The sequence below is a fragment of the Bordetella muralis genome, from assembly GCF_054781015.1.
Genome location: NZ_BAAGVF010000006.1, coordinates 325,910 through 351,280 on the forward strand (window position 1 = coordinate 325,910; position 25,371 = coordinate 351,280).

Below are 25,371 nucleotides of genomic sequence, written 5' to 3' on the forward strand. Positions count from 1 at the left end.
GTCCCTATTGCAAGACATACTGCGCACGGTGAGGCGCCGATATCGGCTGCCCGCGATGCCGGCGGCGTCGTCTCGCACGCAAAGTGAGAATCCATCGACAGCGCTCGCCATCGTGCTGGAACAGGTTCGAGTCTTGCTGGAGGCTGGCGATACGCCGGACGATGCCCTGAAACGCCGGTTCTTCGATGCTCTTGATCGTTTGATTCGAGAGGCGGTGCAGCCAACGCGCGGAGACACCGCTTTTCAGGCCATGGTCTTGCGTCATCAAACCGCTGCGGTGCGCGAGTATGCCTCGCTCGCTGCCCACGCAAATCAGGATCGGCGTGAAGTCCATGCAGCGGTCAATACCGTCGCTCATCCGACGAAACTGCAACGCATGCCCACAGGGGCGCTGCGTGCGGCGCTGACGCAATTGCAGGCCTTTGCGGCCGCGGAAGACTGGCATGCGCTGTGTGTCTGTGCGGAACAAGTCCTGCCTCTGGCACAGGCCGAAGCCGATTCGGCAGTCACACGCGGCATGGACCGGTTGTCTGGCAGCCCGGCGCTGGGACGGTTGCGACGTCTGTCGGTGTTGGTATCCGACCCGCTGGTGCAGCGCTACCGCTCGCTATGGGACCAGCAGGGACCTCGTGCAGGCAGTGCCGTGGCGATGGAACAAGGCGCTGCGTCGCAGCAGCGCGGCGCGGCAGTCGAAGCTCGCGCGGCGCAGGCGCTAGAGGTGTTGGCTCAACGGCTGAACGCGCAAGCGGAGAACAAAATCCCCTATCGCGTCGTGACGTCGATGCGTGCCTCGCCGTCGCTGCCCGGGAATGCCGACTATGCCAAGAGTGAGTGGGATGCCGTGCTGTTGCAGCAGACTCCTTCGGATGGCGATACGCCGACGTTTGACGTCTGTTTGCTGATTGAGGCAAAAGCCTCCGTCGATGCAGCGACTACCGATTTGCCTCGCCTGTTGCGAGGCCTGCGGCTGTTGGCCAGTGCGCAGGCCGAAACAACGTATGCGTTTGACACTCATCAAGGACGTGTGCAATTGCGCGGCTCGTCGCTAAAGCGATTCGCCGCTGAGGATACCCATGTGGCAGGCAGTGTTCTTTATTGCTGCGATGCCGTGGCTGATGCCTATCCGAAATTGCTCAGTACCGCCACGCGTATGCAACTCTTGTCCGCACCTGGCAGCGTGGCATATGCCAGCAGTTTGGCAGGTGCAGCCCCAGGCGATAGGCAGAGCCTGGCGTCCGTCTGGGAACAGTTGTTGACATCCGCCCGGTGGGACACGGTGCGACGTCAATATCCACTGTTACGCCAAGTCCGCGACCTGATGGTACATGTCGATGATCTGTTTATGGCGGTAAACGGCCAGTCCGGGTCTGACGCGGCCTGATCGGCCATGCCAGGCACGCCAGGGGCAGGCTGGGTAAATGGCATCCGATCTACATCCGGGGCGATACGTCACGGCGTCTCGCCCCGGCCTCATCAGCCTTGACCCATCTCGGGATCCGAGACCGAGTCTTTGCCGTTTTCCACATGACCGGCAAAGCGGCGCGACCAGACTTTGGAGTCGCCCGCGTTCACGACAAAGTCATACCAATTGCCGCTGTCACCCAGCGCCCAGCTGAGTTCGCCGATTTTTCCGGCCTCGACCTGGCTCGTCCACGGACCGTCCTGGCGATAGCCTTGCGCGGTCACGCTAAAGGTGACTGCGCTGCTGCTACGGTTATACAGCTTGACCTGGACCTCTGCGGGCTCGCACGATTGATAGCAGACCTGGATTTCCAATCCCGATGTTGCCGTATCGCGCAGATCGCCGATGAACTCGCGATGGTAGCCGTTGGGTCCCAGTATCCAGAAATGGTATCGGCCATTGTCCACGCTGACGTCGATCGCGTCATCGAGTTCCTTGCCGGCTTCGACCATATAGCGGCGCGGAATCTGGCTCAGGTGCAGTTTGTCGTACACGTGAAAGACCGCACCGGCCTGGCCGCTATTGGCAAACGCCAACGTAACGGTTCCTTTGCTGGCGTCGGGCCTGGCTGTGGTGTGCAACTCGTACGGCAGCGCACGCGAAGGCCTTGTACCGGTTTCCTGGTGCGGCAAGGCAGGATCCACCGGCACTGGAATCGCCGCGGCGGATTCCTGTTGAGCGACCAGTTCGGCCGCTGCCTCTTTCGTCGTGCTGCCGCCCAGCGTCGCCAGCGCTTCGCCGTTCGGATTGGCGAAATTGAACGCCGTCGTCAGGTCGCCGCATATCGCGCGGCGATAGGCGCTGATGTTGGGCTCTTGTACGCCGAATCGTTTTTCCAGAAACAACAGCGTCGACGTGTGATCGAACACCTGGGAATTCACCCAGCCGCCACGGCTCCAGGGAGACACCACCCACATCGGCACGCGCGGACCCGGACCAAAAGGTTTGCCGTCCTGTGCCGGATGTGACGACGAGGCAGGAGCGTAGTTGTAGTATTCGAAAGCCATCTCCTCGTCGCTCAGCGTCGTCTTACCGGCCAAGGAGTCGTCATCACGCACCGACGGGGCAGACGGCGGCGGCAGATGATCGAAAAACCCGTCGTTCTCGTCGTAGTTGATCAGCAAGACGGTGCTGGCCCACACCTCGGGATTCGAGGTCAATGCATCGAGGACCTCTTGCATGTACCACCCGCCTTGGGCAGGGCTGGAGGGGCCGGGATGTTCGCTGTACGTCGACGGAGGAATGACCCATGACACCGCAGGCAACGTGCCGTTTTTCACATCGTCTCGCAGGCTCTGCAGCAGGCCGTCGGGCATGGTGTTGCCAAAGCCCTTGGCCAGCGGACTGAGGGCATCGTCGATGGCGGGATCGTAGGCCGGTGAAATGGCGGGCAACGCTACGGGGCGGCGGTCGGCGGGCATGGCCTCCATGGCCTCGCGCCAATGGCGGAACGTCATGAGCTGGTTGCAGCCGAAATTATCGTCCAGGCTTTGGTAGACCTTCCAGCTGACGCCGGCTTGTTCCAGGCGGTCGGCGTACGTGGTCCATGTCCAGCCTTCGGTCGATGGTCCTACATCGTTGCCGCCGTTGTACTGGTTGATGATGGCTGCATAGTTGTCGCCCGACGGGCCGTTCGTGCCGGTCCAGTAGAACAGACGATTCGGGATCGTGCCTGTATGCATGGAACAGTGATACGCATCGCATAGCGTAAAGGCATCGGCCAGCGCGCGATGAAACGGGACTTCGGCGTTTTCCATATAGGCCATGGACAGCGGCTGTTTGGCGACAGGCCACCGGTTCATGCGACCATGGTCCCAAGCTGCCTGCGCGTCGAGCCAGGTATGCGGTGTGCCGCCCGCACGCTGTGCATTGCCCTTGCTGCCGTCCAGGTGATAGGGCGTTTCCGTATTGCCGTTGGCGTCTGTTTGATAAAGCACGTGGCTGCCGTTGGCCAATGGGATCGGATGGCGATCGCCAAACCCGCGCACGCCGCGAAACGTCCCGAAATGGCTATCGAACGAACGGTTTTCCAACATCAGCAGCACCACGTGCTTGACGTCTTGCAAGGTGCCTGTGGCGGAGTTCGCCTCGATGGCCAACGCGCGCCGGATGGACAACGGCAAGGTAGAGAGGGCAGTCAATGCTGCGGTGGTGCCTAGCGAAGCACGCAGAAACCCGCGCTTGGAGGGATCAAATGACATGTTGGGTATGTACGTATCGTGGATGAGAGAGGGGTTCAGGGCGCGGGCGCGCAATGGACGTCGGCGGTGCACTCGGTGGTGCCGCCGCCCGGAGGAGGAGGCGTCGTCTCGTCATCGTCCGAGTCGCTATTGCTGCAAGCCGCCAGCAAGACGGCCAACGACAGGCTCAGTGCCCATGCCAGCTTGCGCGTATAGGGCCGTCCCTCAGTGTTACTTCGCATCATCGTTTCGTATCGCCTGGAAAGAATGTGCGTGCCCGCGGTGATCAGGCGAGAGTGCGCACGTTGATAAGCCAGCTCAAAAACAGGGTCGGATTGCAACCGTCAGGGGCGGAAGTCTAGGCCTGAAAAAAGGCATTTTTTTGACAGCGATGCATTGTTGTATTGCAGATTTTGCAGATTGGGTCGAGTGCTGTCTCGGCGCTGTCATAGACCAGGCTCCGCCTCCTATGAAGGACGAGGAGGGCGACGATCCAAGGCGATGGATTCGCTTAAGGCTTGGAAAGATGTTTTACAGAAGTCGAGTCTCAACGACAGCAGCACGACTTTTACGGTGTACGACGGCCTCAACGTTGTAGGAGGCATAGGGATAGTCTGATTTTCCTGTGATGGGTTTTCTTAGATATCTAAGTCCATTCGGGATCCGGTTTGGATGGCATGAGACCCCTTAAAAATAGCGAGAAATTGAGATTTCGCCACCGATAATCCGACGCGATTTATACGTGGTTTTTTCAAACGGCCGGCATTTCATCTCGGCATTGATCGTGGCCAAATCTCTAGCATGATTTCTTCTTAGACGTAGGAATCGTCCTTTTTTTTCTTGCTGAGATATCAAATTGCCAAGGAGGACATTCTCTTCGAGTCCGTTTTTTTTGTTTATAGGCTTTTGAAAAATAAAGAAAAAATAAAGGGCCTTCAATTCGGCCAAGAGCGCGGCATAACTTCATTTTTCCTATTGCTGAAATTTCGTTTCTCAATTCGGTGTGGCTAAATTTCGCGAAATTTTTTCGACAGAAGAAATTTTGAATCACCACAATCCTTGAACTGAGGAGGGCAAGGGGACACGTCCCTTGTCATCTTCGCATTGACATCTCGATCAGGATACATGCCTTGTCGGGAGAGAAAGAGAATAAATGAATAAGGTCTTTAAGCTGATTTGGAATCGCAGTCTGCACTGCTGGGTAGTGGCGTCAGAGCTGACGAAAAGTCGAGGCAAAAATTCTTCCGTAATTGCCTCCTGTATGTTGGTGGGTTCGTTGCTCCTGCCGAATCTGGCGCATTCGCACGTTGATATTCGGCCCACGCTTTCCAATACGACACCGATGATTGAGGCTCCATCCTCATCCGTTTTGAAAAACGAAACAGTGCCCATTTCGATGCCGTTGAAGGTGACTGCGACGGATACGAATCAATTGCCTTCGGATAGGCTCGATAGTGCAGGCCATGCCCCAATCGAAAAGCCCGAGTCTGGGGTGGCCGTGCGTAGGTCCCGTCCTATGCATGAGGTTCTGGCTTCAGGCGCCACGGGGACTGTTGAGCGCTGGGCGTCGAAGGCAGATGAGATACTGCATACGCGTGTGGATGATCTGGTGGGTACGGGTGCAGCGAAGAACAAAGAACGTTCGTCAGAAAGCAGCCAAGACGAACGTAATGCGCCTGATCACTCCGCCACGAGTGGAAAGAATCCCTCGTCCATGGCGCCCTTTGTGTCCATGGTGCCCACTATTTTTCGTGACGACGCTACGCCTAATGTCCCCGGCGCGAGTGTAGAAGAAACCTCGACGAAGGCCATCCGTGTTATTGATGGTGATACGTCCGGTCGGTCCGCTATGACTGCTGGGGATACCTCGTCGAAGGCGTCCGCCGTTGATGGTGGCGGTGATACGCCCGATCTATCCACTCCGGTTGTTGAGGATACCTCGTCGAAGGCGTCCGCCGTTGATGGTGGCGGTGATACGCCCGATCTATCCACTCCGGTTGTTGGGGATACCTCATCGAAGGCGTCCGCCGTTGATGGTGGCGGTGATGCGCCCGATCTATCCACTCCGGTTGTTGGGGATACCTCGTCGAAGGCGTCCGCCGTTGATGGTGGCGGTGATGCGCCCGATCTATCCACTCCGGTTGTTGAGGATACCTCGTCGACGGCACCGGTTGTTGTCCACGAAGAAGAAGAGTCGAGTGAAGAAAAAAATTCGAACGATTCGTCCAGTGAGCAGAGCGAAATCAACGTCGAAAATTCCAGTGCCGCGTCCGCCCTCGCCGTGACTCCGTTGCCTGCGGAGACGGGCGTGATTGTGCTCGAACCGAAGGCAGGCTCGTACAACAGCAACGCCTGGGCAGCCAACACGATGTTCCGGATGAACCTGAACGATCGCTTGGGCAGCTATTTTCAGGGCGAAGGCCATCCGCATCAGGGCAGTGCCTGGATCCGGTACAGCGGTTCGCACAGCGCCCTGAAAGACGAGTCTGGGCAGTTGCGTACCAAAGGTGACAAGAATACGGTCATGATGGGTATCGACATGCTGGTGGATTCGACCAATGATCGCGATCAGGTGACGCTCGGTGTGATGGGCGGGTATGGCCACTATGATGGCAAAACCAGTTCGAGCTTGGCCGGTTTTGGCAGCAAGGGCAAAGTCGATGGCTATGGTCTGGGCCTGTATGGGACCTATCAGCAGAATGCCGAAACCCAGCAGGGCGTGTACGTGGACAGCTGGCTGCTGTGGAACCAGTTCGATAACCACGTCAAGGGTAACGATCTGCCGGGCGAGAAATACAAGTCAAAAGGTATGACCGCGTCGCTGGAGTTAGGCTACAACGCCAAGATCGCCGAGCACAATAACGTGAAGTACGTGCTGCAGCCACATGCGCAGTTGATCTATCAACATGTGCGCTCGGATAATTTCACCGATGGCAATGGTACCCGGATCGAGTTTCTGAATGGGTCGCGCATGCAGACCAGTGTGGGACTGCGCGCCGCTGCGCATGTTCCTACGGGACTGACGTCTATCATCACGCCTCACATCGAGGCCAACTGGCTGCATACCACCAAGGGCTACGGTGTTCGCATGAACAATGCCGATGCCAAGATGAACAGCGGGCGCGATGCCGGCCAGTTGAAATTGGGCGTGGAAGGCAACCTCAATCAGCGCCTCTCGCTCAATGTCGAGGTGTTCCATAACCAGGGAACTGCGGGTTATCACGAGACCGGCGGCAACCTGATGGCGAAGTATCGCTATTGATCCACGCGATAGGGCATTACATCCGAGCCGCGTAGTCAGCCGTCAAGATCATCGTTGATCTTGACGGCTTTTTTGCGCAGTGAAGTACACCACAATGCCAGGACGGTCAGTGTCGGCTCGATTCATCATTTGATGGCGAGGCTTTGTGCCGCCGTCGCTTTCCGATCGTAAACCTTCAGGGCGACGTGGGCATCGTCCAGGGTAAATACCGCAGTTGCCAGGGTGTTTTCCTCATCGGGATCGTCCGCTGCGCCGCGCAGGATGGGCAGGTTTCCTTCTTTGTCGTGCAAGGCGGCGACGATGTCGCTTTCTGTGATGTCTTCGTGCCAGCTGTCCAACAGGCTTTCGATGCGGCTTTGACGTGCGCGGGATGAGTCAGTGACGATCTGGGCAACGTCTTTGGTTGCCGCATGCACGAGGTGATTCGCATGTCCATATCGACGCTGGACAGGCTCGATGGAGCATAGGCCAGGCATAGCCTCTACGCTGAACAATCGATCGTCGCCCGCTGCGCCCAAGGTGTGATGAAACGCGCCCGCACGTGGCGTGTCGTGCAAGCGTGTGATCGCCTGATCCAGGGTCGTGCAGTCCAGCACGGCGCGCGCCAAAAACATGCGCGGTACACCGGCACGCCGGGTGCGCGTACGCAGATTATTGATGGTCTGAACAATCCCCGCGCGATTGGCAGCAAAGGTATGCCCCGGTAATGACCCCGGGTAATAGAAACTGACATAACCTGGCGCATCGTCCGGCTGCACGTCGACCACATGGCAACGCCCATAAAGGTAGGGATCGCCGTCCTCGTTGTGGCCGATCCATCGAGCGCCATCGGGGCCGTGTATCGCCACAGAGGTGCAGCCGTCAGTCGTCTGATGCAACAGGTCGCCACGACAGTTCCACAGCAGCAAATCCTCTGCGGGCATTTGCACGCCCTCGACCATGCCTTCGAACTCTTGCCAGAGTTCGGGCAGATTGCGCTGGATGTGTGCGGCGAGCTCCTGCAGATAGGCGTGACCGCGCCAGGGACGTAATGCTCGCCACGTCGTGCTTTGATCCAGATAGACCGACATCAGCGGGCGGGCGAGCTTTCCTAAAGCGAAGCCGACTTGGCGGCGAGTGCCTGTGATGCGTACAGGTTTGAACGGCATGAGTCGTCTCCGGCGTAGAGCGTCATCGAGGAACTGATTACACCCATAGGATACTTTCCGCTAGGTCTCCACGATATTTCCAGTCACGTTACATTTTGGGGTCGGATTGGGAATTGGCGTCGTCCCTTATACGCTCATGGGGACGCATGAGTTAAGATGGATTACAGGCATGCAGCTACCCGTTGCAATGTGTTTATTGGCCTATCTGGGTTTCCCAGAGGCCGGTTGTCTCTACAGGAGCAGATCGATGATGAAACGCAAATTTGCCGCCGTGCTGATGGGGTTGAGCCTGATCGGCGCAGTGTCCACCGCCGCGGCCCAGGATAAAGAGTTGATCGTTGCCACGGATACGGCGTTTATTCCGTTTGAGTTCAAGCAGGGTAGTACCTACACCGGTTTTGACATCGATCTCTGGGCGGCCATCGCCAAAGAGCTCAACCTGAAATACAAGCTGCAACCCATGGATTTCAACGGGATCATTCCCGGTTTGCAGACGAAAAATATCGACGCAGCGCTGGCGGGGATCACGATACGAGATGATCGGAAACAGGTCATCGATTTCTCGGATCCGTATTACGAGAGCGGCCTGGCCATTCTGGTGGCTGAGAACAATACCGACATCAAGGCCGCCTCCGACCTGGCGGGCAAAAGTGTCGCAGTGAAGACTGGCACCGCTACTGTCGATTTTATGAAAAAAGAGGTACCGGACGCCAAGCTGCGGCTGTTCCCGAACATTGACAACGCGTATCTCGAGTTGGCGACCGGCCGTGTCGATGCCGCCGTGCACGATACGCCGAACGTGCAGTACTACGCCAATACAGCGGGCAAGGGCCGAGTCAAAGTCGCCGGCACGGTCAAGAGCGGCGATTTCTACGGGATCGCTTTCCCCAAGGGCAGCGATCTGACGGCCAAGGTCAATCAGGCCCTGGCCACGCTGAAATCCAACGGTCAATACGACCAGATCTATACCAAGTGGTTTGGTAAAAAACCCTGAATAGTTGGTTGAGCAGGCTGGGCGCGGGCGTGACCGCTCGCACCCGCACAGCAAACGACGTGCGGCGCCAGACTGGCCCGCGCCATCACAACGAAGGGGAAGGCCGTGCAATTCGACTGGTCTGTCATCTGGGCTGCCTTGCCCAATTTGCTCGACGGTACGCTGATGACCGTCAAAATCACGTTCTGGGGGCTGGTGGGGGGCTTTGTGCTCGGGGCACTGGCTGGCGTCGCGCGAGCGTACGGGCCCGCGATTCTCTCGGGCATTGCCCAGATTTACGTGTCGATCATTCGCGGTACGCCGATCGTCGTGCAGGTGATGTTCATCTACTTTGCCTTGCCGTTGATGATCCCGGGGTTGCGCGTAGACGCTATCTGGGCGGCGATCGCCACGTTGATTATCAACTCGGGCGCTTATATCGCCGAGATCGTGCGCGGCTCGCTGCTGTCGGTGCACAAAGGCCTGAAAGAGGCCGGCCAGGCCATGGGCCTGCCGTTTCACAAGATTCTGCTGCACATCATCGGGCCGGTGGCGTTTCGCCGCATGATTCCCCCGTTGGGCAATCAATGCATCATCAGCTTGAAAGACTCATCGCTGTTTATCGTGATCGGCGTGGCCGAACTGACGCGCCAGGGTCAGGAAATCATGGCCAGTAATTTTCGGGCCGTCGAGATCTGGTCCGCAGTGGCGATCATCTATCTGATTCTGACTGGAGCGCTGGCCTTGGCGCTGCGCTTGGTCGAAAAAAGGATGCGCATCTTATGAGCATGGTCGAATTTCACGATGTCATCAAACGCTTTGGCGATTCTGTTGTACTGAACGGCATTACGCTGAATATTGATGCGGGAGAGGTGGTGGTCGTGGTCGGGCCCTCGGGCTCAGGAAAATCCACGTTCCTGCGCTGCATCAACGTGTTGGAAACGATCGAGGGCGGTGACTTGCTCGTCGATGGCCTGAGCGTGAAAGGACCCTCCGCACAGGTCCGCGAGATCCGGCGCGAGGCGGGGATGGTGTTCCAGCAGTTCAATCTGTTCCCTCAGATGTCGGCGCTGGATAACGTCATGTTTGGGCCGATTCATACGCGAGGGGTGCCGCGCCGCGAGGCGCGCGCGCAGGCCGAGGAGCTGTTGCGCAAGGTTGGCCTGGGCGAGCGGATGAATCACTATCCATCGGAACTGTCAGGCGGGCAGCAACAACGCGTGGCCATTGCGCGCGCGCTGGCGATCAAACCCAAACTCATGCTGTTTGATGAGCCGACCTCGGCGCTGGACCCGGAACTGCGGCACGAGGTGCTCAAAGTCATGCGAGACTTGGCCGAAGAAGGGATGACGATGGTGGTGGTGACGCACGAGATGGAATTCGCGCGTAAAGTCGGCAGCCGATTGATTTTCATCGACGGCGGCAAGGTTGCCCATGACGGACCGCCGGCGGAACTATTGTCCAGTCCGCCAAGCCAGCGCTTGAAAGACTTTTTGCAGCACGTGGCTTGACGCGATGTCCCTCAGTTTTTGACCCGAACGATTTTTTGAACCTGCGGCACATGCCGTATCGAACGAATGACCTGAGCCAGGTGCTTGCGGCTGTCGACTTGGATCGTCAGATGCAGCGAGACCGTTGAGATGGCATCATCGTGCATGGTGATTTGTACGATGTTGGCATCGGCGGCGGTGACCTCGGCGGCGAGCCGGCCCAGGACTCCACGTTCATTGCGTGTAATGACGTCCAGGCGTGTAGACAGGTGCTTGGCGGTATGTGTGTCCCATGCGACGTTGACCCAGCGATCGGGTTCGCGGGCCCGTAGACGCGTCGCGGTAGGGCAATCGGCCGTGTGTACGACCAGGCCTTGACCCAGACGCAGGCCTGCGACGATGGGGTCACCGGGCAATGGGCCGCAGCAGGAGGCCAGTTGTACCGCCTGACCCTCGTTGCCCTGGATCAGAATGGGGGCGCTGCGCGCGGATGTGATCTCGTCGACGGCGGCGGCCGTCGTGGCGACCAACTGGTGTTCGGGCGCAAAGCGTCGTGCGACGACGGCAGCCAGCCGCTTGCCCAGACCGATATCGGCCAGGATCTCGTCGCGAGAGCTCGCGCCCGTGCTGCGTGCGAGTTTCTGCCACGCCGGGTCGTCCTGCGCAGGCAGGTTCAGATGCAGCTCTTGCAGGGCTTGTTCCAGCAGCCGCTCGCCAAAGGCGACCGATTCCTCGTATTTGACCGTACGCAGATAGTGGCGGATTTCGGAGCGGGCGCGTCCGGTGCGCACGTAGTTCAGCCATTGCGCATTAGGACGCGAAGCAGGCGAGGTGATGATCTCGACCACGTCGCCGCTGCTGAGCTCGGTGCGCAGCGGCACGAACTCGTTGTTGACCTTGGTCGCCACCGCCTGGTTGCCGATGTCGGTGTGGATCGCATAGGCGAAATCTACCGGTGTGGCGCCGCGCGGCAAGGAAATGATCTTGCCTCGAGGGGTGAATACGTAGACCGCATCCGGGAACAGGTCGACTTTGACATGCTCGAGGAATTCGCCGGAATCGCCCGTCTGGCTCTGGATGTCCAGCAGCGATTGCAGCCATTGGTGGGTGCGCTTTTGCAGATCGTTCAGCGTGACATCGGATCCCTTGTAGAGCCAGTGCGATGCGACGCCTGCCTCGGCAATGTGATGCATGTCCCGCGTGCGGAACTGGAATTCGACGGGGGTGCCATAGGGACCCACCAGCGTCGTGTGCAGGGATTGATATCCGTTGACCTTGGGGATGGCGATGTAGTCTTTGAACTTGCCGGGTACCGGACGATACAGCTGGTGCAGCGTGCCCAAGGCCAGATAGCATTCCGGCAGTGTGTGCACGATGACGCGGAATCCGTAGATGTCCAGCACCTCGGAGAAAGACTTTTTCTGTTCGACCATCTTGGTGTAGATGCCGAACAGGGTTTTTTCACGGCCGGAGACCTCGGCCTCTATGCCGGCGGCGGGCAGGGCGGCACGTACCGCGTCGCTGATCTTGCCTATGACCTCGCGCCGGTTGCCGCGTGCAGCCAGTACGGCCTTGTACAGTACCTGATAGCGATTGGGGTACATGGCCGCAAAGCACAGGTCCTGCAGTTCGCGGAACAGCACGTTCAAGCCCAGACGATGCGCGATCGGCGCATAGATGTCCAGCGTCTCGCGAGCGATGCGGCGGCGCTTTTCTGGGTTGACGGCATCCAGCGTGCGCATATTGTGCAGGCGATCGGCCAGCTTGATCAGAATGACACGCACATCGCGCGCCATGGCCAGCAGCATTTTGCGAAAGCTCTCGGCCTGCTGCTGGGCCTTGGTCGCGAAATCCAGGCGATCGAGCTTGGACAGGCCGTCGACCAATTCGGCGACCTGCACACCGAATTTTTCGGCGAGCTCTTGCTTTGGAATGCCTTGGTCTTCGATGACGTCGTGCAGCAGGGCTGCCGACAGCGCGTTCGCATCGAGTTTCCAGGCCGCGCAGATTTCTGTGACGGCGATCGGATGCGAGATGTAGGGCGCACCGCTTGCGCGGAATTGACCCAGATGCGCCTGGTCGGCGAAGCGATAGGCTTCGCGCACCCGCTCGACGTCTTTTTTGTCGAGATAACTGCTGATGATCTCGGTCAGCGGTGCGAGCGAGGCGACAGGAGAGGCGGGAGTATCTGAAAGCGTGCCGTTAGCGGTCGTGCTCGAAAGCTCGACAGGCGAGTTTTTTTTGTCGGAACGGCGTCCGAGCCGAGATCCTGCTCGCAAGGCAGCAAGCAGGCCCGTAGAAGCGTACTTCAGCCGGGGAAAAGCCATGTTGCCGCCCCCTGGACTGGATCAGGTGGGGACTTTACGCAGCATTTCCAGGCCGGTATGGCCGCTGGCGATTTCGCGCAGGGCGGTGACCGTGGGCTTGTCTTTGCTGTCGATACGCGGGGCGTGGCCCTGCGCCAGCTCGCGAGCGCGATAGGTAGCGGTCAGCGTGAGCTTGAAGCGGTTGGGAATCTGATTCAGACAGTCTTCGACAGTAATGCGAGCCATGAGTTATACCTGGAACGGGCTGTGAAAAGGAGGAGCGCCTCAGTGATCGGCCGGAATGCCCAGCTGGGCGAACAGCGGAGCATGGCGAACGGCCTGAGACGAAAAACGTAGCCGGGCGGCACTGATCACCTGCGACAGTTCCGCCAAGGCTACGCTAAATTCTTGATTAATAATAACATATTCGCATTCCGGCGCGTGCGCGATTTCACCGCCGGCCGCCAGCAATCGACGAGCGATGACTTGGGGGGCGTCTTGGCCGCGGGCCTTGAGGCGATGTTCGAGTTCCTCGATGGACGGGGGCAAAATAAAAATGCCGATAGCCTGAGGAAAGCGTTGCCTGACCTGACGGGCGCCTTGCCAGTCGATCTCCAGCAGTACGTCCCGCCCGTCCTCGGTGGCTTGATCGATCAGATCCCGGGGAGTGCCGTAGAAATTGCCGTGCACCTCTGCCCATTCGAGCAGCGCCTGATTCTGGCGCAGAGTTTCAAACTGGTCTTTGGTGATGAAGCGGTATTCGCGCCCGTCAACTTCGCCACTGCGCGGTGCGCGCGTGGTGCAGGAAATCGACAAGACCAGTGATTTGTCATGGTCGAGCAGGGCTTTGACCAGGCTGGACTTGCCAGCGCCGCTGGGCGCAACCACCATGAACACATTACCGGGGCGTTTTGACATAAATCAGATCGACAAACGGGATACGGGACGCGAAGAATAACAAAATTACGCTTTTAACTATTATATTTGGTCTCCGAGCCCGAGTCCTCGTGCCTGAAGACAACGGCGCTGGTGTCCCCGGAGTGACGCAGGATTATCACAGTTGTTTGCAACGCTAGTCGCGCGATTGCTTTAGGATTACGCGACGCAGATCCATACAGAGAGACTAAAAAAATGCAGTCAAATGAGCAGGCAAGTATTTCGCCAGTGGCGTTGGTGACAGGCGCAGGCAGCGGCATTGGCCGTGCCGTCGCGCTGGAGTTCTTGGCGCAGGGCTATCGAGTGGTGCTGGCAGGCCGCCGTCGCGAACAGCTCGAGCAGACCCGTACCGCGGCTGGCGAAGACGGTGCGCGCGCTTTGGTGGTGCCTACGGATGTCAGCGACGAGCAGGCCGTGCGCGAGCTGTTCGATGCAATACAGCGGGATTACGGGCGGCTTGATGTTCTGTTCAATAACGCGGGGCGCAATTCGCCGGCGGTGCCTATCGAGGACCTGCCCGTGGACGTATGGCGCGAGGTTGTGGATGTCAACCTCACGGGCATGTTCCTGTGCGCGCAAGCGGCAATTCGATTGATGAAGGCTCAACAACCCGGTGGCGGGCGCATCATCAATAACGGATCCATTTCGGCGCACGCGCCCAGGCCCTTGTCGATCGCCTATACCGCGACCAAGCATGCCGTGACGGGCCTGACCAAATCCATTTCGCTCGATTGCCGTGCTTACGGCATTGCATGCGGACAGATCGACATCGGTAACGCAGCCACGGATATGACCCAGCGCATGGCAGAGGGCGTATTGCAGGCCAACGGCGACCGCCGGCCGGAACCTCGCATGGATGTCGGGCACGTGGCACATGCCGTCGTCTCAATGGCAAAGCTGCCGTTGGACGCCAATGTGCAGTTCATGACGATCATGGCGACGAATATGCCGTTTGTGGGCAGAGGCTGATTCGCCGGGATTCGTCCGCGTCGATGTCATCAAAGGGAGCCCGCGGGCTCCCTTTGATGTTCCGTCGTGGCGGCTTTTGGCGGGGTTACTGGCCCGTATCGGCCTTGGCGATCAGATGGCCTTGAGGGGCAGTGTTCGGCTCAATGTAACGCCGTGCCGCGACGTAGTGGCGCGACCAATAACTGTTGTCCAGGCTGTCGACGCGGACTTTCGAGCCACGCGTAGGGGCATGGACGAACTGGTTTTGACCGATATAAATGCCCACATGGGAGACGCCGCGACGGCGCATCGTCGCAAAGAACACCAGGTCGCCCGGTTTGAGCTCGGCTTTTTTGACGCCGGTGCCCTCGAGGCGCTGCTCGCGTGCCGTGCGCGGCAATTCCACGCCGACGATCTCGCGATAGATGAATTGCGTCAGGCCGCTGCAATCGAAACCGGCGTTGGGATCCTCGCCACCCCAGACATAAGGGGTACCGATGGTCTCCAGCCCAGCACGCACGACCATGTCGGACAGGCTGGGAACCGTAAGGGGATCAATCAACCGCAGCCCTTGCATCGAAGCGATCGCTTCGGGAGTCTTTGTGGCGTGAGCGGTGGGGAGCCAACTGAGGCCGAGAGCCAAAAGCGGCGCGGCCAGGAATGAGGGGAGTACGAATAAATTAGGACGGACTTTTCGCGTCGGTGGAGTCATTGCGACACTTCAACTTTCGGAGTGGGGCGGAATGGCTGACTACGTCAAGCCGGCGAAAATGTGGCGGCAATACAACGCAGCCACGGGGCATTGTAACCCATTGACGATTTTTTGCATTTTGGGGTTACTACTAACCTGATCGAAACAAATGATGGCGGGTTGAGGGGCATTTGGTGCTGTCATCGTGTTAATGCATGATAAGCATATGTTGTGTAGGCGTGCCGTTTTACGGAAATCTAAAAAATGACTGTTGACTTTTCGATTGGTTCCCACAGTTCTCCGCCTTCTCTGGAGTTCGAGGCTTTTCACCAAGCACAAGCCGCCGTTGAGCGCCTGACGGAGATTTACGGCCGCAATACGGCCTTTATCCGGGCGGCGTTTCAGGATGTGGTGAATGGCCGGGATCTGCCCGGGCCGGTGCGGGCGTACTACCCCGCGATCCGCATCAGGGTGGATACCTATGACCTGATTGACAGTCGTCTGTCATTCGGCCATGTCGCCGAGCCGGGGATATATCAAACTACGGTGACCCAGCCGACGCTGTTTCGTGACTACTACCTGGAGCAGATCGGCCTGCTGATTCAGAATCACGGCGTTGCGGTCGAGGTCGGCGAATCGGATAGCCCCATTCCGTTGCATTTCGCCTTCCCGGAAGGGGCTTATGTCGAGGGTGAGCGCCTGTCGGGCATGCGCAGGCCATTGCGTGATCTGTTTGATGTGCCGGACTTGGCGGTGACGGACGATGCGATCGTCAATGGTTCCTGGCATGGCCGAGACGGTGAGCCGCGTCCCCTGGCGCCATTTACTGCGCCGCGGGTGGATTATTCGCTGCATCGCCTGCAGCACTATACGGCGACTGCGCCGTCGTATTTTCAGAATTTCGTGCTGTTTACGAATTATCAGTTTTATGTGGATGAGTTCTGCGCACGGGCCCGGGCACTGATGGCCGAGGGTGGGGGCGATTACGATGCGCTGGTCGAGCCGGGTAACCGCATGACTCACCGTGGCGAGACAGCTGCGGCGCCGCCGGCCGGCGGCGTGCGGTTGCCGCAAATGCCGGCGTATCACCTGGTACGTTCCAATCATTCGGGCATTACCTTGGTGAATATCGGAGTGGGCCCCTCGAATGCCAAGACCATCACCGATCACATCGCCGTGCTGCGCCCCCATGCCTGGCTGATGCTGGGGCATTGCGCCGGGCTGCGCGATTCCCAGCGATTGGGGGATTATGTGCTGGCGCACGGTTATGTGCGCGAAGACCACGTGTTGGACGACGATCTGCCCACATGGGTACCCGTTCCGCCTTTGGCCGAGGTGCAGGTGGCGCTGGAGCAGGCGGTAGAGGAGGTGGCGGGCTTATCAGGCTGGGAACTGAAGCGCATCATGCGCACCGGCACGGTAGCCAGCATCGACAATCGCAATTGGGAGCTGCGGGATCACACTGAGCTGGTGCAGCGTTTCACGCAGTCGCGGGCGATTGCATTGGATATGGAGTCAGCGACCATTGCGGCAAATGGGTTCCGGTTCCGCGTGCCGTACGGAACTCTGCTGTGCGTGTCGGACAAGCCCTTGCACGGCGAATTGAAATTGCCGGGCATGGCCAGCGCGTTTTACCGGGACCAAGTGAATCAGCACCTGGAAATCGGGATACGGGCGCTGGAGCGCTTGCGGGATATGCCGCCAGAGCGTCTGCATTCCCGCAAACTGCGCACCTTTATGGAGACGGCGTTTCAGTAGCATTAAAGTAGTTTATTTTTTTGACAAACTACTTTAATGCTATATAAAGGCTTGTTTAGTAGCAATATAGTAGTTATTATTCTTATAACACTACTTTATTGCTACTATTTGCCACCATGAACAGCCTATCGGATATCGCCGACATTCTGCGGGGGCGCTTGCAACAGCAGGGCCAGACGCAGGCTCAATTACGCCAATCCGCGGGGATTGCACAGCGCACGCTGACCAATGTCCTGAGCGGCGAACAGGACTTCAAAGTCAGCACATTGCTGGCACTGGCCGATCGCTTGGGGCTGGAAATGTTATTGGTCCCCAAAGGGGCAGCCGCTGCGGTGGACGCGGGGGACGCGGTCAAGCCCAAGATTCCCACCCGCATCGAGGTCGCACGCCGACAACTGGGTGAGACAAAATGAACGTGCAAGCACTGGCCATTTTCATCGGCGCTGCGCGGGTTGGCGTGCTGTTCCAGTACCGCATGCAGGGGGCGGACGTGGTGACTCGCTTTGTTGCCGACGACGCTTTCGCGCATCAGTGGGATGCGCCGGTAGTGTCGGCCGCCTATGTGGCGAACTCTCCCGAGGATCAGGCGGCGTTCTGGGCGGACATTCGGAGCGAGCCGTTAAATGGACGCTATTCCCCGCAAAATGGCTGGCTATTGCCGGCATTTTTCCAGAATCTGCTGCCAGAGGGCGTTTTTCGCGACCATGTGGCCCGCGTGCGGGGCTGCGATCCCAAAGATCATTTCGAGATGTTGGCGGCCTGTGGGGGAGATTTACCCGGAAATGTCTATGCGCGGCCGGTCGAGCTGTCTCGCGACGAGTTGGCGCACTATGTCACACAGGACCAGGACGCGTTGGAAATGACGGTTACGGCCGACCCAATGGAACAAGGCGTGTCACTGTCCGGTGTTCAGCCCAAGCTGGGCGTGATCAAACAGGGCGAACGTTATGTGGGACGTACGCGGGATCACGACACCCATATCATTGCGAAGCTGCCGGTAGTGGGGCAGCCGCTGTTGCCGGAACTGGAGGCGCTGTCGCTGCAGTTGGCGCAGGTGGCCGGCGTGAATATTTGCGAGGCCTATCTCGAACCGCTGGAGCATCTGGCGGCCGAGCATGGCTATGATTTGGGTGACGCGGATGCGCGTACGCAGTTCCTGGCGGTCGTGCGTTATGACCGTCAGCCGGGCCGGCGTATTCATTGCGAAGACTTCGCTCAGGTATTGGGCGCAATGCCCGAGCAAAAATATCAAGCCGCGTCCTATCTGGATGTGGCGGCGGTATTGATGGCGTTTCCGTCGTTAGGCGAGCCCGCGGTGCATGAGTTGCTGCGGCGTATGGCTGTCAATGAGATGCTGGGCAATCCGGATATGCATCTGAAAAACATCGGCCTGATCTACGAGGATGGGCATACGCCGCAGCTGGCGCCCGCATACGATATCGTGGCCTATGCGGCCTATCATCCTTGTCAGGGACACGCGCTGCGCATCATGCCGGAGGGATTGGAGCCGCGCCGTCCCGGCAGATCCGGCACAGGGCAAACTGCGCCGGAAAAGGCACAAGCTCTCACATCCGGGACTCAGCAGCCAACGATCGGCGCCAGCAACGTGCCATCGAGCGCCAAGGCGTCACTGAAACCCGCCTTGTCTCCTGCGATGCTGCGCGCTTTCTGCGCGCACCTGCGTATTCCGGAAAAGCCCGCCGCCAAGGCAGTGAGCGATTGCGTAAAAGCTGCGCACGCGCAATGGCCTGCACTGATCGAACAAGCCAAGCTGACCGCTCGTCAAAAACAAAATCTATTGGCGCATTTTCATGCGCATCCCATGGTGAAATCGGTGCGCTGATGGCGGCCGCGACAACTGAATTTGGTATGAACAGCTCGCGGATGGCCGCACCGAGATCCACCAGCAAGAACTCGGCGCGGGCTGGTTCAAGCGGGCCATCGTCACGATGGTCGGCTGGCTGCGGATCGAGTGGTTGTTGTGATGGCATGCGTTGAGACAGCGATCGAACGGGCCGCCCATTGGTCGCAGGCCACGCCCTGGTCTCGAACCGCGCGCCGAGAGCTTACGCCGCCGCGATCAACGTCAACTGTTTGTATATTTCGCGCGCACCCTCGAGTTGGTCCAGCGCGATGGACTCGTCGATGATGTGCGCATCTTCTTCGCGCCCGGGGCCCAGTCCCACGGTCGGGATATGCCGTCTGCCGGCAGACTCCGAGCCATTGGTGCAGAAGGGCCATACGCCGATGCGCGGCTCGCGGCCGCTGCGTTTGACGGCCTCGACAGTGCTGGTCACCAAAGGATGGTCCTGAGTCTGCTGCCACGCCGGCAGCCATCGGGCCGGCTCGGATCGTTCCCCGGTAAAGGTACTGACGCTGTCGCAGGTTGTCGTCAAGGTGTAATCCGATAGCCCGTGTTGCCTTAGGCAGGCATCGATCTGGGCCAGCACGTTTTCCTCGGTTTCGCCGCCGAGCGTGCGGCGATCAAAGCGTATGGTGGTCGACGACGGGATCATCGAGATAGACGGATAGGGCGACGAAATCATATCGGTGGGCACTAATAGCGCATCGCCCACGATAGGGTCGCTGGGCAGCGGTAGCGATGCCAATGCGGTCAACGCGCGGGCCGCGGCATGTAGCGGATTGCGGCCCAGGTGCGGCGAGGCGGCATGTGCGGGCACGCCTTTGAACGTCAACAGAATCTCCAGCCGGCCTTTCTGTGCAATCTTGATATCGAGTTTTGACGGTTCGCAGATGATCACCGCGGCAGGCTGGCATTGATCCAGTACGCTGGCCAACGCGTGGCCTTCGATGACTTCTTCCAGTACGCTGGCTGACACGGCGACGCGGCGTTTGAGCGTGCCTTCGCGTGCGGCGGCGGCCACGCCGCAAATCGCCGCCGCGATACCGCCTTTCATGTCGGTGCTGCCGCGGCCGTACAGCCGGCCTTCGTGAATCGTCGCGCCGAAAGGATCAAAGCGCCATTCGCCGGATACGGGCACGACATCCATGTGGCCATCGAACAGCAACGCGACGTCCGCGTCGTCGGGTCCGATCAAGCCCAGGACAGACCCATTTCGATCCATAGTGACCGAGGTGAACCCGAATTCGCGCATGCGTTGCTTCATCAGGTCGGCCATCGCGCTTTCCTGACCGGAAAGACTGGGTATGCGCACCATGTCCTGGGTCAATTGGATGACATCGCTAGTCATGTAATTCACTCCACTGCAAATCAGAAAGGGCCGCCATGGCGCGCGATGCGGCCAGGGCAGGGCGGGCACACATCAAACGAGCAGCTGTCAGCGGTTGACCAGGTCTTTGGGGACGAGATAGACCAGAATGGCGCCCAGCACCGTGAACGCGGACAGAAAATACATGCCGTAATCGGTCGATCCTGTCGCGTTCTTGATCCAGCCGATAACATACGGACTGACAAAGGCCGCCAAGCCGGCGAAAGAGTTGATGCCAGCAATCCCTGCAGCGGCGCTGCGGCCCTTTAGAAACGCGGTGGGCAAACTCCAGAACAGCGGTGAGCACACCATGCATCCCGCAGCCGCCACGGACAGCATCAGCACCGCGAACGGCGGGTTGTGGCTGTACATCGTGCTTAACACGAGGCCCGTGCCGCCGATGAGAAAGGGCACGATCATATGCCAGCGGCGCTCGCGGCTCAGGTCTGAATGACGGCACACCAACACCATCGAAATCACCGCGCAAATGTTGGGCACCGCCGTCAATAGCCCGACCGACAACAGCGAGTCAACGCCGGTGGATTTGATGACAGAGGGAATCCAAAAGGCCAAACCGGATAGGCTGGATACCGTGCAATAACAGATCAGCGCCATATGAATGACGCGCTTGTCCTTGAGCAGCGTCCATAGCGAGACGTGTTCGACTTTGGCAGACCGATCCACGTCCAGATTGGCGTTCATGCGGGCCTTGTCCGAGGCGCTGAGCCATTTCGCATCGTCGATGCGATCATCCAGATAATAAACAACGGAAATGCCCAGCACGACGGACGGGATGGCTTCGATCAGGAACATCCATTGCCAGCCGGACAGGCTATGCACATTATGGAATGCCTCCATGATGTATCCCGACAATGGGCCGCCGATGATGCCGGCAAACGGCACCGCCGTCATGAAAATCGCGACGATCTGCCCTCTGCGGCGAGACGGAAACCAGTAGGTCAAATAGAGGATGATGGCGGGATAAAAGCCGGCTTCGGCAGCACCCAGCAGGAATCGCAGAATGTAGAACTGGGTCGGGGTTTGCGTCAGGGCCATGGCGCCGGAGATGATGCCCCACAGGATCATGATGCGCGCCAGGGTTTTCTTTGCCCCGATACGATGCATGAGGAGGTTGCTGGGGACTTCAAAGAGAAAATAGCCGATGAAGAAAATGCCCGCGCCCAACCCATAGACAACTTCACTGAAACCGAGTTCGTCGAGCATTTGCAGTTTTGCAAAGCCGACATTGACGCGATCCAGGAACGCCGCGATATAGCACAGCATTAAAAAGGGAAGCAGACGGAACGCGACCTTGCGGTAGAGAGCGTCGTCCTTGCTGCCGGATTGGATCGGAGATACTGCATCTGCGGCGTGAGCCGGAGCCAAACTTGTGTTCATTAGCATGCACCTCGAAAAAATTTAAGGCAAACACTCCCCTTGGATGCCGGAAAACGCCGGCATCCTGTAACCTAGCCAGAAGAGGGAAGCGCGGGGTTAAGCTGGGGACATCTCCACGTCGGCTGGCGCGATGGCGCCGCGACGCGAGGTGATCAATCCATAGGCCTCGGGGCGTCGATGACGCTCAAAGTTGAAGGTCGTGCTCTTGTAGGAATGGCACAGGTCCAGATCGCAGCGGGCTATCGCGAGCTCATCGCCCTTGGTAGAGCAGGCCGCGACGATTTCACCGGAGGGCGCGATGATGCAGGTGCCGCCGATCATCTCGCAGCCTTCTTCCTCACCCGCCTTGGCCACGCCCACCACCCATGTGCCGTTCTGGTAGGCGCCTGCCTGCATGACGAGCTGATTGTGAAACATCGACAGGTCGTCATGCTCGGGCGCGGGCGGGTTATGCACGGGCGTGTTGTACCCGAGCATGATCATCTCTACGCCTTGCAAGCCCATCACGCGATAGGTTTCGGACCAGCGCCGGTCGTTGCACAGCGCCATGCCCATGACACCGCCAAACGCCCGCCACACATCGAATGACTGGCCGGGTTCAAAGTAGTGTTTTTCGAGGTGCTGAAAGGCACGCCAGGGCTCGTTTTCGGCATGGCCGGGCAGATGTACTTTGCGATATTTGCCGATGATCCTGCCGTCTTGTCCGACCAGGATGGACGTGTTGTAGCGGTGCGCACGGCCGTTCTCTATCGTCAGTTCTGCGTAGCCCAAGTAGAAACCGATGCCTAGTTTGGCCGCGGTGTCGAACAGAACGCGGGTGGTCGGTCCGGGCATTTCTTTTTCATAGAACGCGTCGACTTCGGCCGGGTCTTCCATGTACCAGCGCGGGAAAAACGTGGTCAATGCCAACTCGGGAAACACCACCAGCTGGCAACCCATGGCGTGGGCTTGCCGCAGATGGGCCAGCAGACGCTCGATGACTTCACTGCGTGTATCGCTGCGTTGTATGGGGCCGAGTTGAGCAGCAGCGACATTGATGAATCGTGACAAAGTGGTCTCCTAGTGTTGTTCTGCAAGCTCAGTCAGCAACGTCAACAGGACGTTGGCGCCGGCTTCGATATCGTGGTCGTGGGTGAATTCGGCGACGTTGTGCGACAGCCCTTTGACGCTGGGCACGAAAATCATGCCCGATGGGCACATGCGCGCCAGCATCTGTGCATCATGGCCTGCGCCGCTAGGCATGCGCTGCACGCGGTGTCCATGCTGACGCGCGATGGCTTCCACACGCTCGATGATGCGAGGGTCAAAGCTGACCGGTTCGAAGTCCGCCAGCGATCGATGGCGCAACCGTACGCCTTCTGCGTCGGCGGCCTGTTGCGCGAATTCGAAAACGCGTTGCACGGCGTTGGCCAGGGCATCGCCATCGGTGTTGCGCAAATCCAGAGTGAAGACGGCGCGGTTGGGAATGACGTTCACCAGGTTCGGCGCAATCTGAATATGCCCGACAGTGGCTAATTGGCCCGCGCCCAGTTCGACCGCCAGATCGCGCGCAAAGCAGGCGATGCGGGCGGCGACCACGCCTGCATCATGGCGCAGCCGCATGGGCGTCGTCCCAGCGTGGTTGGATGTGCCTTCGATGGTGAATTCGGTCCAATGGATGCCTTGCACGCCGGTGACCGCGCCGATGGTCACATTCTCGTGCTCGAGCACCGGGCCTTGTTCTACGTGCAATTCCACAAAGGCATGGACGGGTCTGCTGGCTACGGGATAGGAGCCCGCATAACCGATGCGCTGCAAATTTTCACGCACCGTCGTGCCGTCGATCCCTGTTGTGTTCAAGGCGGTTTCCAGCGGCAAGCCGCCTTGAAAGACCAAGCTGCCCATCATGTCCGGCGCAAAGCGCGCACCTTCTTCGTTGGTGAAGAAGGCCACGGCCAGCGGTCGCCGTGTCGTGATGCCGGCGTCATTCAGTGTCGCCACGACTTCGAGGCCGGCGAGCACGCCGAGATTGCCGTCATAGCGGCCACCGGTACGCACGGTGTCGATGTGCGATCCAGTCATGACGGGAGGCAGATCCTCGCTGCCTCGGCGTATGCCGACGACGTTGCCGATGGCATCGACGGTCACGTCTAGCCCTAGCTCGCGCATCCAGTTGCAGACTTGGTCTCGTCCCAGGCCGTCTTCGTCGGTCAACGCTAAACGGCATACGCCGCCACCATCGATTTCGCCGATTTTTCCCAACTCTGCGATGCGGCCCAGCAGACGTTGCGTGTTGATGCGCAACGGGTCGTGCTCTGACGCGGGCGCCGCCGCCGATTGAGGTGATGTGTAGTCGCTCATGCCGGGGTCCTGCTGGATTCGCGCACGGCCTGTGCCGATTTACCGACGATGCGTTGATACAGCTCGGGATCTGTCGCGCCTTCGCTGCCGAACACCAGAATACGGCTCTTGGCATCCAGGCCAAGCGCAGCGCGAGCTTGCGGATCGTTCATCGCGCCCAGCATGCCCGCCAAGCCGGCCACTGCCGATTCACCGGCGACGATAGGCGTATCGCCATAACCGCCCTCGGCCAGCAAGCGCACCGTATTCAACGCGGAGTCGTCATCGATGCAGAGAAACGCCTGCGCGCCTGGGTGCAGGACTTTCCAGGCGAGCAGCGAGACTTCGCCGCAGGCGAGGCCAGCCATGATGGTGTCCAGATCACCATGTACGGCGACGGGTTTGCCGGCGCGTGCGCTTTCATACAGGCAGGCGGCTTTGTCGGGTTCGACCACGATGAATTTCGGCCGCTTGGCGCCCAAGGTTTCCCAGAAATGCGCACATACGGCCGCGGCGAGGCCGCCGACGCCACCTTGCAGGAATACGTGGGTGGGCAACGGGTCCGCGCCGATCTGCTGCAGGGCTTCGTCGGCCATGACCGCATAGCCTTGCATCACGTCTTTGGGTACGTCCATATACCCTTCGTACGAGGTATCCGATACGACGAAACGCCCCAGGCGCTCGGCATCGCGGGCGGCCTGGCGTACGGAATCGTCATAGTTGCCGGCGGTGCGCACCACCTGTGCGCCGTATTTCTCGATCGCTTCCTTGCGCCCCTCGCTGACGGTGGCGTGAATGTAGATGACGCATTGGCAGCCGAATCGCTGCGCGCCCCAGGCGACCGAGCGGCCATGATTGCCATCGGTCGCGCAGGTGACGGTGACGTCGCGCGTGATGGCGGCGTAGCGGCCCGAGAGCAGGTCTTCTACTGTCGCGTTCTGCTCGCCCGTACGCGCTGCGATCTCTTTCAATAGCAAGCGGCTGACGGCATAAGCGCCGCCGAGGGCTTTGAAGCTGCCCAATCCGAACCGGTCGGCTTCGTCCTTATACAGAATCTGCGCGACGCCAGCCGCCTGCGCCAGGCCCGTCAGATCGTGCAGCGGGGTAGGGGCGTAGCCGGGCCATTGCCGGATCTGCGTGGCCGCCCGCGTGAACGCGGCGCCGCCGAGCACGGACTGTTGTTCTGCACCATAGGGAGCATCGGGTCGGGCTGCCGGATTCAATGTGTACTGCAGCTTTACGTTGGAAAGAGGTGTGTTCAAGCCGGTCT

The 25,371-nt window shown here is 59.3% G+C and carries 21 protein-coding genes and 1 pseudogene; 10 read left to right on the forward strand and 12 right to left on the reverse strand.

The annotated features are described in order from the left end of the window. Window positions 1-55: 55 nt before the first annotated feature. Entirely contained in the window at window positions 56-1,381 is a 1,326-nt protein-coding gene (locus tag ACYVIT_RS12520) for a 3-deoxy-D-arabino-heptulosonate 7-phosphate synthase (RefSeq protein ID WP_415805267.1), read from the forward strand. 92 nt (window positions 1,382-1,473) lie between these two features. Here the strand turns inward: ACYVIT_RS12520 and ACYVIT_RS12525 are convergent, their stop codons facing one another. Next, window positions 1,474-3,663: a phosphocholine-specific phospholipase C gene (locus tag ACYVIT_RS12525; RefSeq protein ID WP_415804876.1), complete on the reverse strand. Its 2,190-nt coding sequence runs from the start codon at window positions 3,661-3,663 to the stop codon at window positions 1,474-1,476. A gap of 35 nt (window positions 3,664-3,698) precedes the next feature. After that, window positions 3,699-3,887 (reverse strand): hypothetical protein, encoded by a 189-nt coding sequence (locus tag ACYVIT_RS12530; protein ID WP_415804877.1) that lies wholly within the window; start codon window positions 3,885-3,887, stop codon window positions 3,699-3,701. A gap of 908 nt (window positions 3,888-4,795) precedes the next feature. Here ACYVIT_RS12530 and ACYVIT_RS12535 point away from each other — a divergent pair. After that, window positions 4,796-4,918, forward strand: a pseudogene (locus tag ACYVIT_RS12535) (ESPR domain-containing protein); the annotation flags it as partial. A gap of 438 nt (window positions 4,919-5,356) precedes the next feature. Then, complete coding sequence (locus ACYVIT_RS12540) at window positions 5,357-6,904, forward strand: autotransporter outer membrane beta-barrel domain-containing protein (RefSeq protein ID WP_415805268.1); 1,548 nt, start codon at window positions 5,357-5,359, stop codon at window positions 6,902-6,904. 125 nt (window positions 6,905-7,029) lie between these two features. Here the strand turns inward: ACYVIT_RS12540 and ACYVIT_RS12545 are convergent, their stop codons facing one another. Further along, window positions 7,030-8,052: a C45 family autoproteolytic acyltransferase/hydolase gene (locus ACYVIT_RS12545; RefSeq protein WP_415804878.1), complete on the reverse strand. Its 1,023-nt coding sequence runs from the start codon at window positions 8,050-8,052 to the stop codon at window positions 7,030-7,032. Window positions 8,053-8,299: 247 nt separating this feature from the next. On the opposite strand from ACYVIT_RS12545, the gene glnH reads away from it, so the two are divergent. The 3 genes from glnH to glnQ all read left to right on the forward strand — a co-directional run bounded on the left by glnH (window position 8,300) and on the right by glnQ (window position 10,536). After that, entirely contained in the window at window positions 8,300-9,046 is a 747-nt protein-coding gene (gene glnH / locus ACYVIT_RS12550) for a glutamine ABC transporter substrate-binding protein GlnH (protein WP_415804879.1), read from the forward strand. Between the two features lie 105 nt (window positions 9,047-9,151). Further along, complete coding sequence (gene glnP / locus ACYVIT_RS12555) at window positions 9,152-9,811, forward strand: glutamine ABC transporter permease GlnP (protein WP_415804880.1); 660 nt, start codon at window positions 9,152-9,154, stop codon at window positions 9,809-9,811. Then, entirely contained in the window at window positions 9,808-10,536 is a 729-nt protein-coding gene (gene glnQ / locus ACYVIT_RS12560; protein ID WP_415804881.1) for a glutamine ABC transporter ATP-binding protein GlnQ, read from the forward strand. Before glnP ends, glnQ begins: the two co-directional genes overlap by 4 nt. Window positions 10,537-10,547: 11 nt before the next feature. On the opposite strand, the gene ACYVIT_RS12565 is transcribed toward glnQ, so the two are convergent. Genes ACYVIT_RS12565 through gmk form a run of 3 tightly spaced genes read right to left on the reverse strand, consistent with a single transcriptional unit; the run spans window position 10,548 to window position 13,739 of the window. Next, window positions 10,548-12,842 (reverse strand): RelA/SpoT family protein, encoded by a 2,295-nt coding sequence (locus tag ACYVIT_RS12565; RefSeq protein ID WP_415804882.1) that lies wholly within the window; start codon window positions 12,840-12,842, stop codon window positions 10,548-10,550. 21 nt (window positions 12,843-12,863) lie between these two features. Then, window positions 12,864-13,067 carry a DNA-directed RNA polymerase subunit omega gene (rpoZ, locus tag ACYVIT_RS12570; protein WP_094821324.1) on the reverse strand — a complete coding sequence of 68 codons (204 nt, stop codon included), beginning with the start codon at window positions 13,065-13,067 and terminating at the stop codon, window positions 12,864-12,866. 39 nt (window positions 13,068-13,106) lie between these two features. After that, window positions 13,107-13,739, reverse strand: a complete 633-nt coding sequence (gene gmk / locus ACYVIT_RS12575; protein WP_415804883.1) for a guanylate kinase — start codon at window positions 13,737-13,739, stop codon at window positions 13,107-13,109. A 213-nt stretch (window positions 13,740-13,952) separates the two neighbouring features. Here gmk and ACYVIT_RS12580 point away from each other — a divergent pair, with 213 nt between their 5' ends. Beyond that, entirely contained in the window at window positions 13,953-14,726 is a 774-nt protein-coding gene (locus ACYVIT_RS12580; RefSeq protein WP_415804884.1) for an SDR family oxidoreductase, read from the forward strand. A gap of 85 nt (window positions 14,727-14,811) precedes the next feature. Here the strand turns inward: ACYVIT_RS12580 and ACYVIT_RS12585 are convergent, their stop codons facing one another. Then, window positions 14,812-15,417, reverse strand: a complete 606-nt coding sequence (locus ACYVIT_RS12585) for a C40 family peptidase (RefSeq protein WP_415804885.1) — start codon at window positions 15,415-15,417, stop codon at window positions 14,812-14,814. 243 nt (window positions 15,418-15,660) lie between these two features. Here ACYVIT_RS12585 and ACYVIT_RS12590 point away from each other — a divergent pair, with 243 nt between their 5' ends. From ACYVIT_RS12590 to ACYVIT_RS12600, 3 genes are all read left to right on the forward strand, one after another. Beyond that, on the forward strand, window positions 15,661-17,154 hold the full coding sequence (locus ACYVIT_RS12590) for an AMP nucleosidase (protein ID WP_460478204.1): 1,494 nt from the start codon (window positions 15,661-15,663) through the stop codon (window positions 17,152-17,154). Between the two features lie 116 nt (window positions 17,155-17,270). Beyond that, the gene (locus ACYVIT_RS12595) at window positions 17,271-17,567 is read left to right on the forward strand and encodes a helix-turn-helix domain-containing protein (protein WP_415804886.1); all 297 of its coding nucleotides are present in this window, start codon (window positions 17,271-17,273) and stop codon (window positions 17,565-17,567) included. Beyond that, window positions 17,564-18,997, forward strand: a complete 1,434-nt coding sequence (locus tag ACYVIT_RS12600) for a type II toxin-antitoxin system HipA family toxin (RefSeq protein WP_415804887.1) — start codon at window positions 17,564-17,566, stop codon at window positions 18,995-18,997. Before ACYVIT_RS12595 ends, ACYVIT_RS12600 begins: the two co-directional genes overlap by 4 nt. A 223-nt stretch (window positions 18,998-19,220) precedes the next feature. Here ACYVIT_RS12600 and ACYVIT_RS12605 read toward each other — a convergent pair whose 3' ends face one another. From ACYVIT_RS12605 to ACYVIT_RS12625, 5 genes are all read right to left on the reverse strand, one after another. After that, window positions 19,221-20,366, reverse strand: a complete 1,146-nt coding sequence (locus ACYVIT_RS12605) for a YgeY family selenium metabolism-linked hydrolase (RefSeq protein ID WP_415804888.1) — start codon at window positions 20,364-20,366, stop codon at window positions 19,221-19,223. An 87-nt stretch (window positions 20,367-20,453) separates the two neighbouring features. After that, window positions 20,454-21,782, reverse strand: coding sequence for an MFS transporter (locus ACYVIT_RS12610; protein WP_415804889.1), 1,329 nt, complete (start codon window positions 21,780-21,782; stop codon window positions 20,454-20,456). A gap of 96 nt (window positions 21,783-21,878) precedes the next feature. Next, window positions 21,879-22,832 carry an N-carbamoyl-D-amino-acid hydrolase gene (locus tag ACYVIT_RS12615; protein WP_415804890.1) on the reverse strand — a complete coding sequence of 318 codons (954 nt, stop codon included), beginning with the start codon at window positions 22,830-22,832 and terminating at the stop codon, window positions 21,879-21,881. A 9-nt stretch (window positions 22,833-22,841) separates the two neighbouring features. Beyond that, window positions 22,842-24,122, reverse strand: a complete 1,281-nt coding sequence (locus tag ACYVIT_RS12620; protein ID WP_415804891.1) for a M20 family metallo-hydrolase — start codon at window positions 24,120-24,122, stop codon at window positions 22,842-22,844. After that, window positions 24,119-25,363 (reverse strand): diaminopropionate ammonia-lyase, encoded by a 1,245-nt coding sequence (locus ACYVIT_RS12625; protein WP_415804892.1) that lies wholly within the window; start codon window positions 25,361-25,363, stop codon window positions 24,119-24,121. Before ACYVIT_RS12625 ends, ACYVIT_RS12620 begins: the two co-directional genes overlap by 4 nt. Window positions 25,364-25,371 lie beyond the last annotated feature (8 nt).

Coding starts and splice junctions, on each gene's coding strand:
- ACYVIT_RS12520 (WP_415805267.1), top strand. CDS start 56: ATGCCGGCGGCGTCGTCTCGCACGCAAAGTGAGAATCCATCGACAGCG.
- ACYVIT_RS12525 (WP_415804876.1), bottom strand. CDS start 3,663: ATGTCATTTGATCCCTCCAAGCGCGGGTTTCTGCGTGCTTCGCTAGGC.
- ACYVIT_RS12530 (WP_415804877.1), bottom strand. CDS start 3,887: ATGATGCGAAGTAACACTGAGGGACGGCCCTATACGCGCAAGCTGGCA.
- ACYVIT_RS12540 (WP_415805268.1), top strand. CDS start 5,357: ATGGCGCCCTTTGTGTCCATGGTGCCCACTATTTTTCGTGACGACGCT.
- ACYVIT_RS12545 (WP_415804878.1), bottom strand. CDS start 8,052: ATGCCGTTCAAACCTGTACGCATCACAGGCACTCGCCGCCAAGTCGGC.
- glnH (WP_415804879.1), top strand. CDS start 8,300: ATGATGAAACGCAAATTTGCCGCCGTGCTGATGGGGTTGAGCCTGATC.
- glnQ (WP_415804881.1), top strand. CDS start 9,808: ATGAGCATGGTCGAATTTCACGATGTCATCAAACGCTTTGGCGATTCT.
- ACYVIT_RS12565 (WP_415804882.1), bottom strand. CDS start 12,842: ATGGCTTTTCCCCGGCTGAAGTACGCTTCTACGGGCCTGCTTGCTGCC.
- rpoZ (WP_094821324.1), bottom strand. CDS start 13,067: ATGGCTCGCATTACTGTCGAAGACTGTCTGAATCAGATTCCCAACCGC.
- gmk (WP_415804883.1), bottom strand. CDS start 13,739: ATGTCAAAACGCCCCGGTAATGTGTTCATGGTGGTTGCGCCCAGCGGC.
- ACYVIT_RS12580 (WP_415804884.1), top strand. CDS start 13,953: ATGCAGTCAAATGAGCAGGCAAGTATTTCGCCAGTGGCGTTGGTGACA.
- ACYVIT_RS12585 (WP_415804885.1), bottom strand. CDS start 15,417: ATGACTCCACCGACGCGAAAAGTCCGTCCTAATTTATTCGTACTCCCC.
- ACYVIT_RS12590 (WP_460478204.1), top strand. CDS start 15,661: ATGACTGTTGACTTTTCGATTGGTTCCCACAGTTCTCCGCCTTCTCTG.
- ACYVIT_RS12595 (WP_415804886.1), top strand. CDS start 17,271: ATGAACAGCCTATCGGATATCGCCGACATTCTGCGGGGGCGCTTGCAA.
- ACYVIT_RS12600 (WP_415804887.1), top strand. CDS start 17,564: ATGAACGTGCAAGCACTGGCCATTTTCATCGGCGCTGCGCGGGTTGGC.
- ACYVIT_RS12605 (WP_415804888.1), bottom strand. CDS start 20,366: ATGACTAGCGATGTCATCCAATTGACCCAGGACATGGTGCGCATACCC.
- ACYVIT_RS12610 (WP_415804889.1), bottom strand. CDS start 21,782: ATGAACACAAGTTTGGCTCCGGCTCACGCCGCAGATGCAGTATCTCCG.
- ACYVIT_RS12620 (WP_415804891.1), bottom strand. CDS start 24,122: ATGAGCGACTACACATCACCTCAATCGGCGGCGGCGCCCGCGTCAGAG.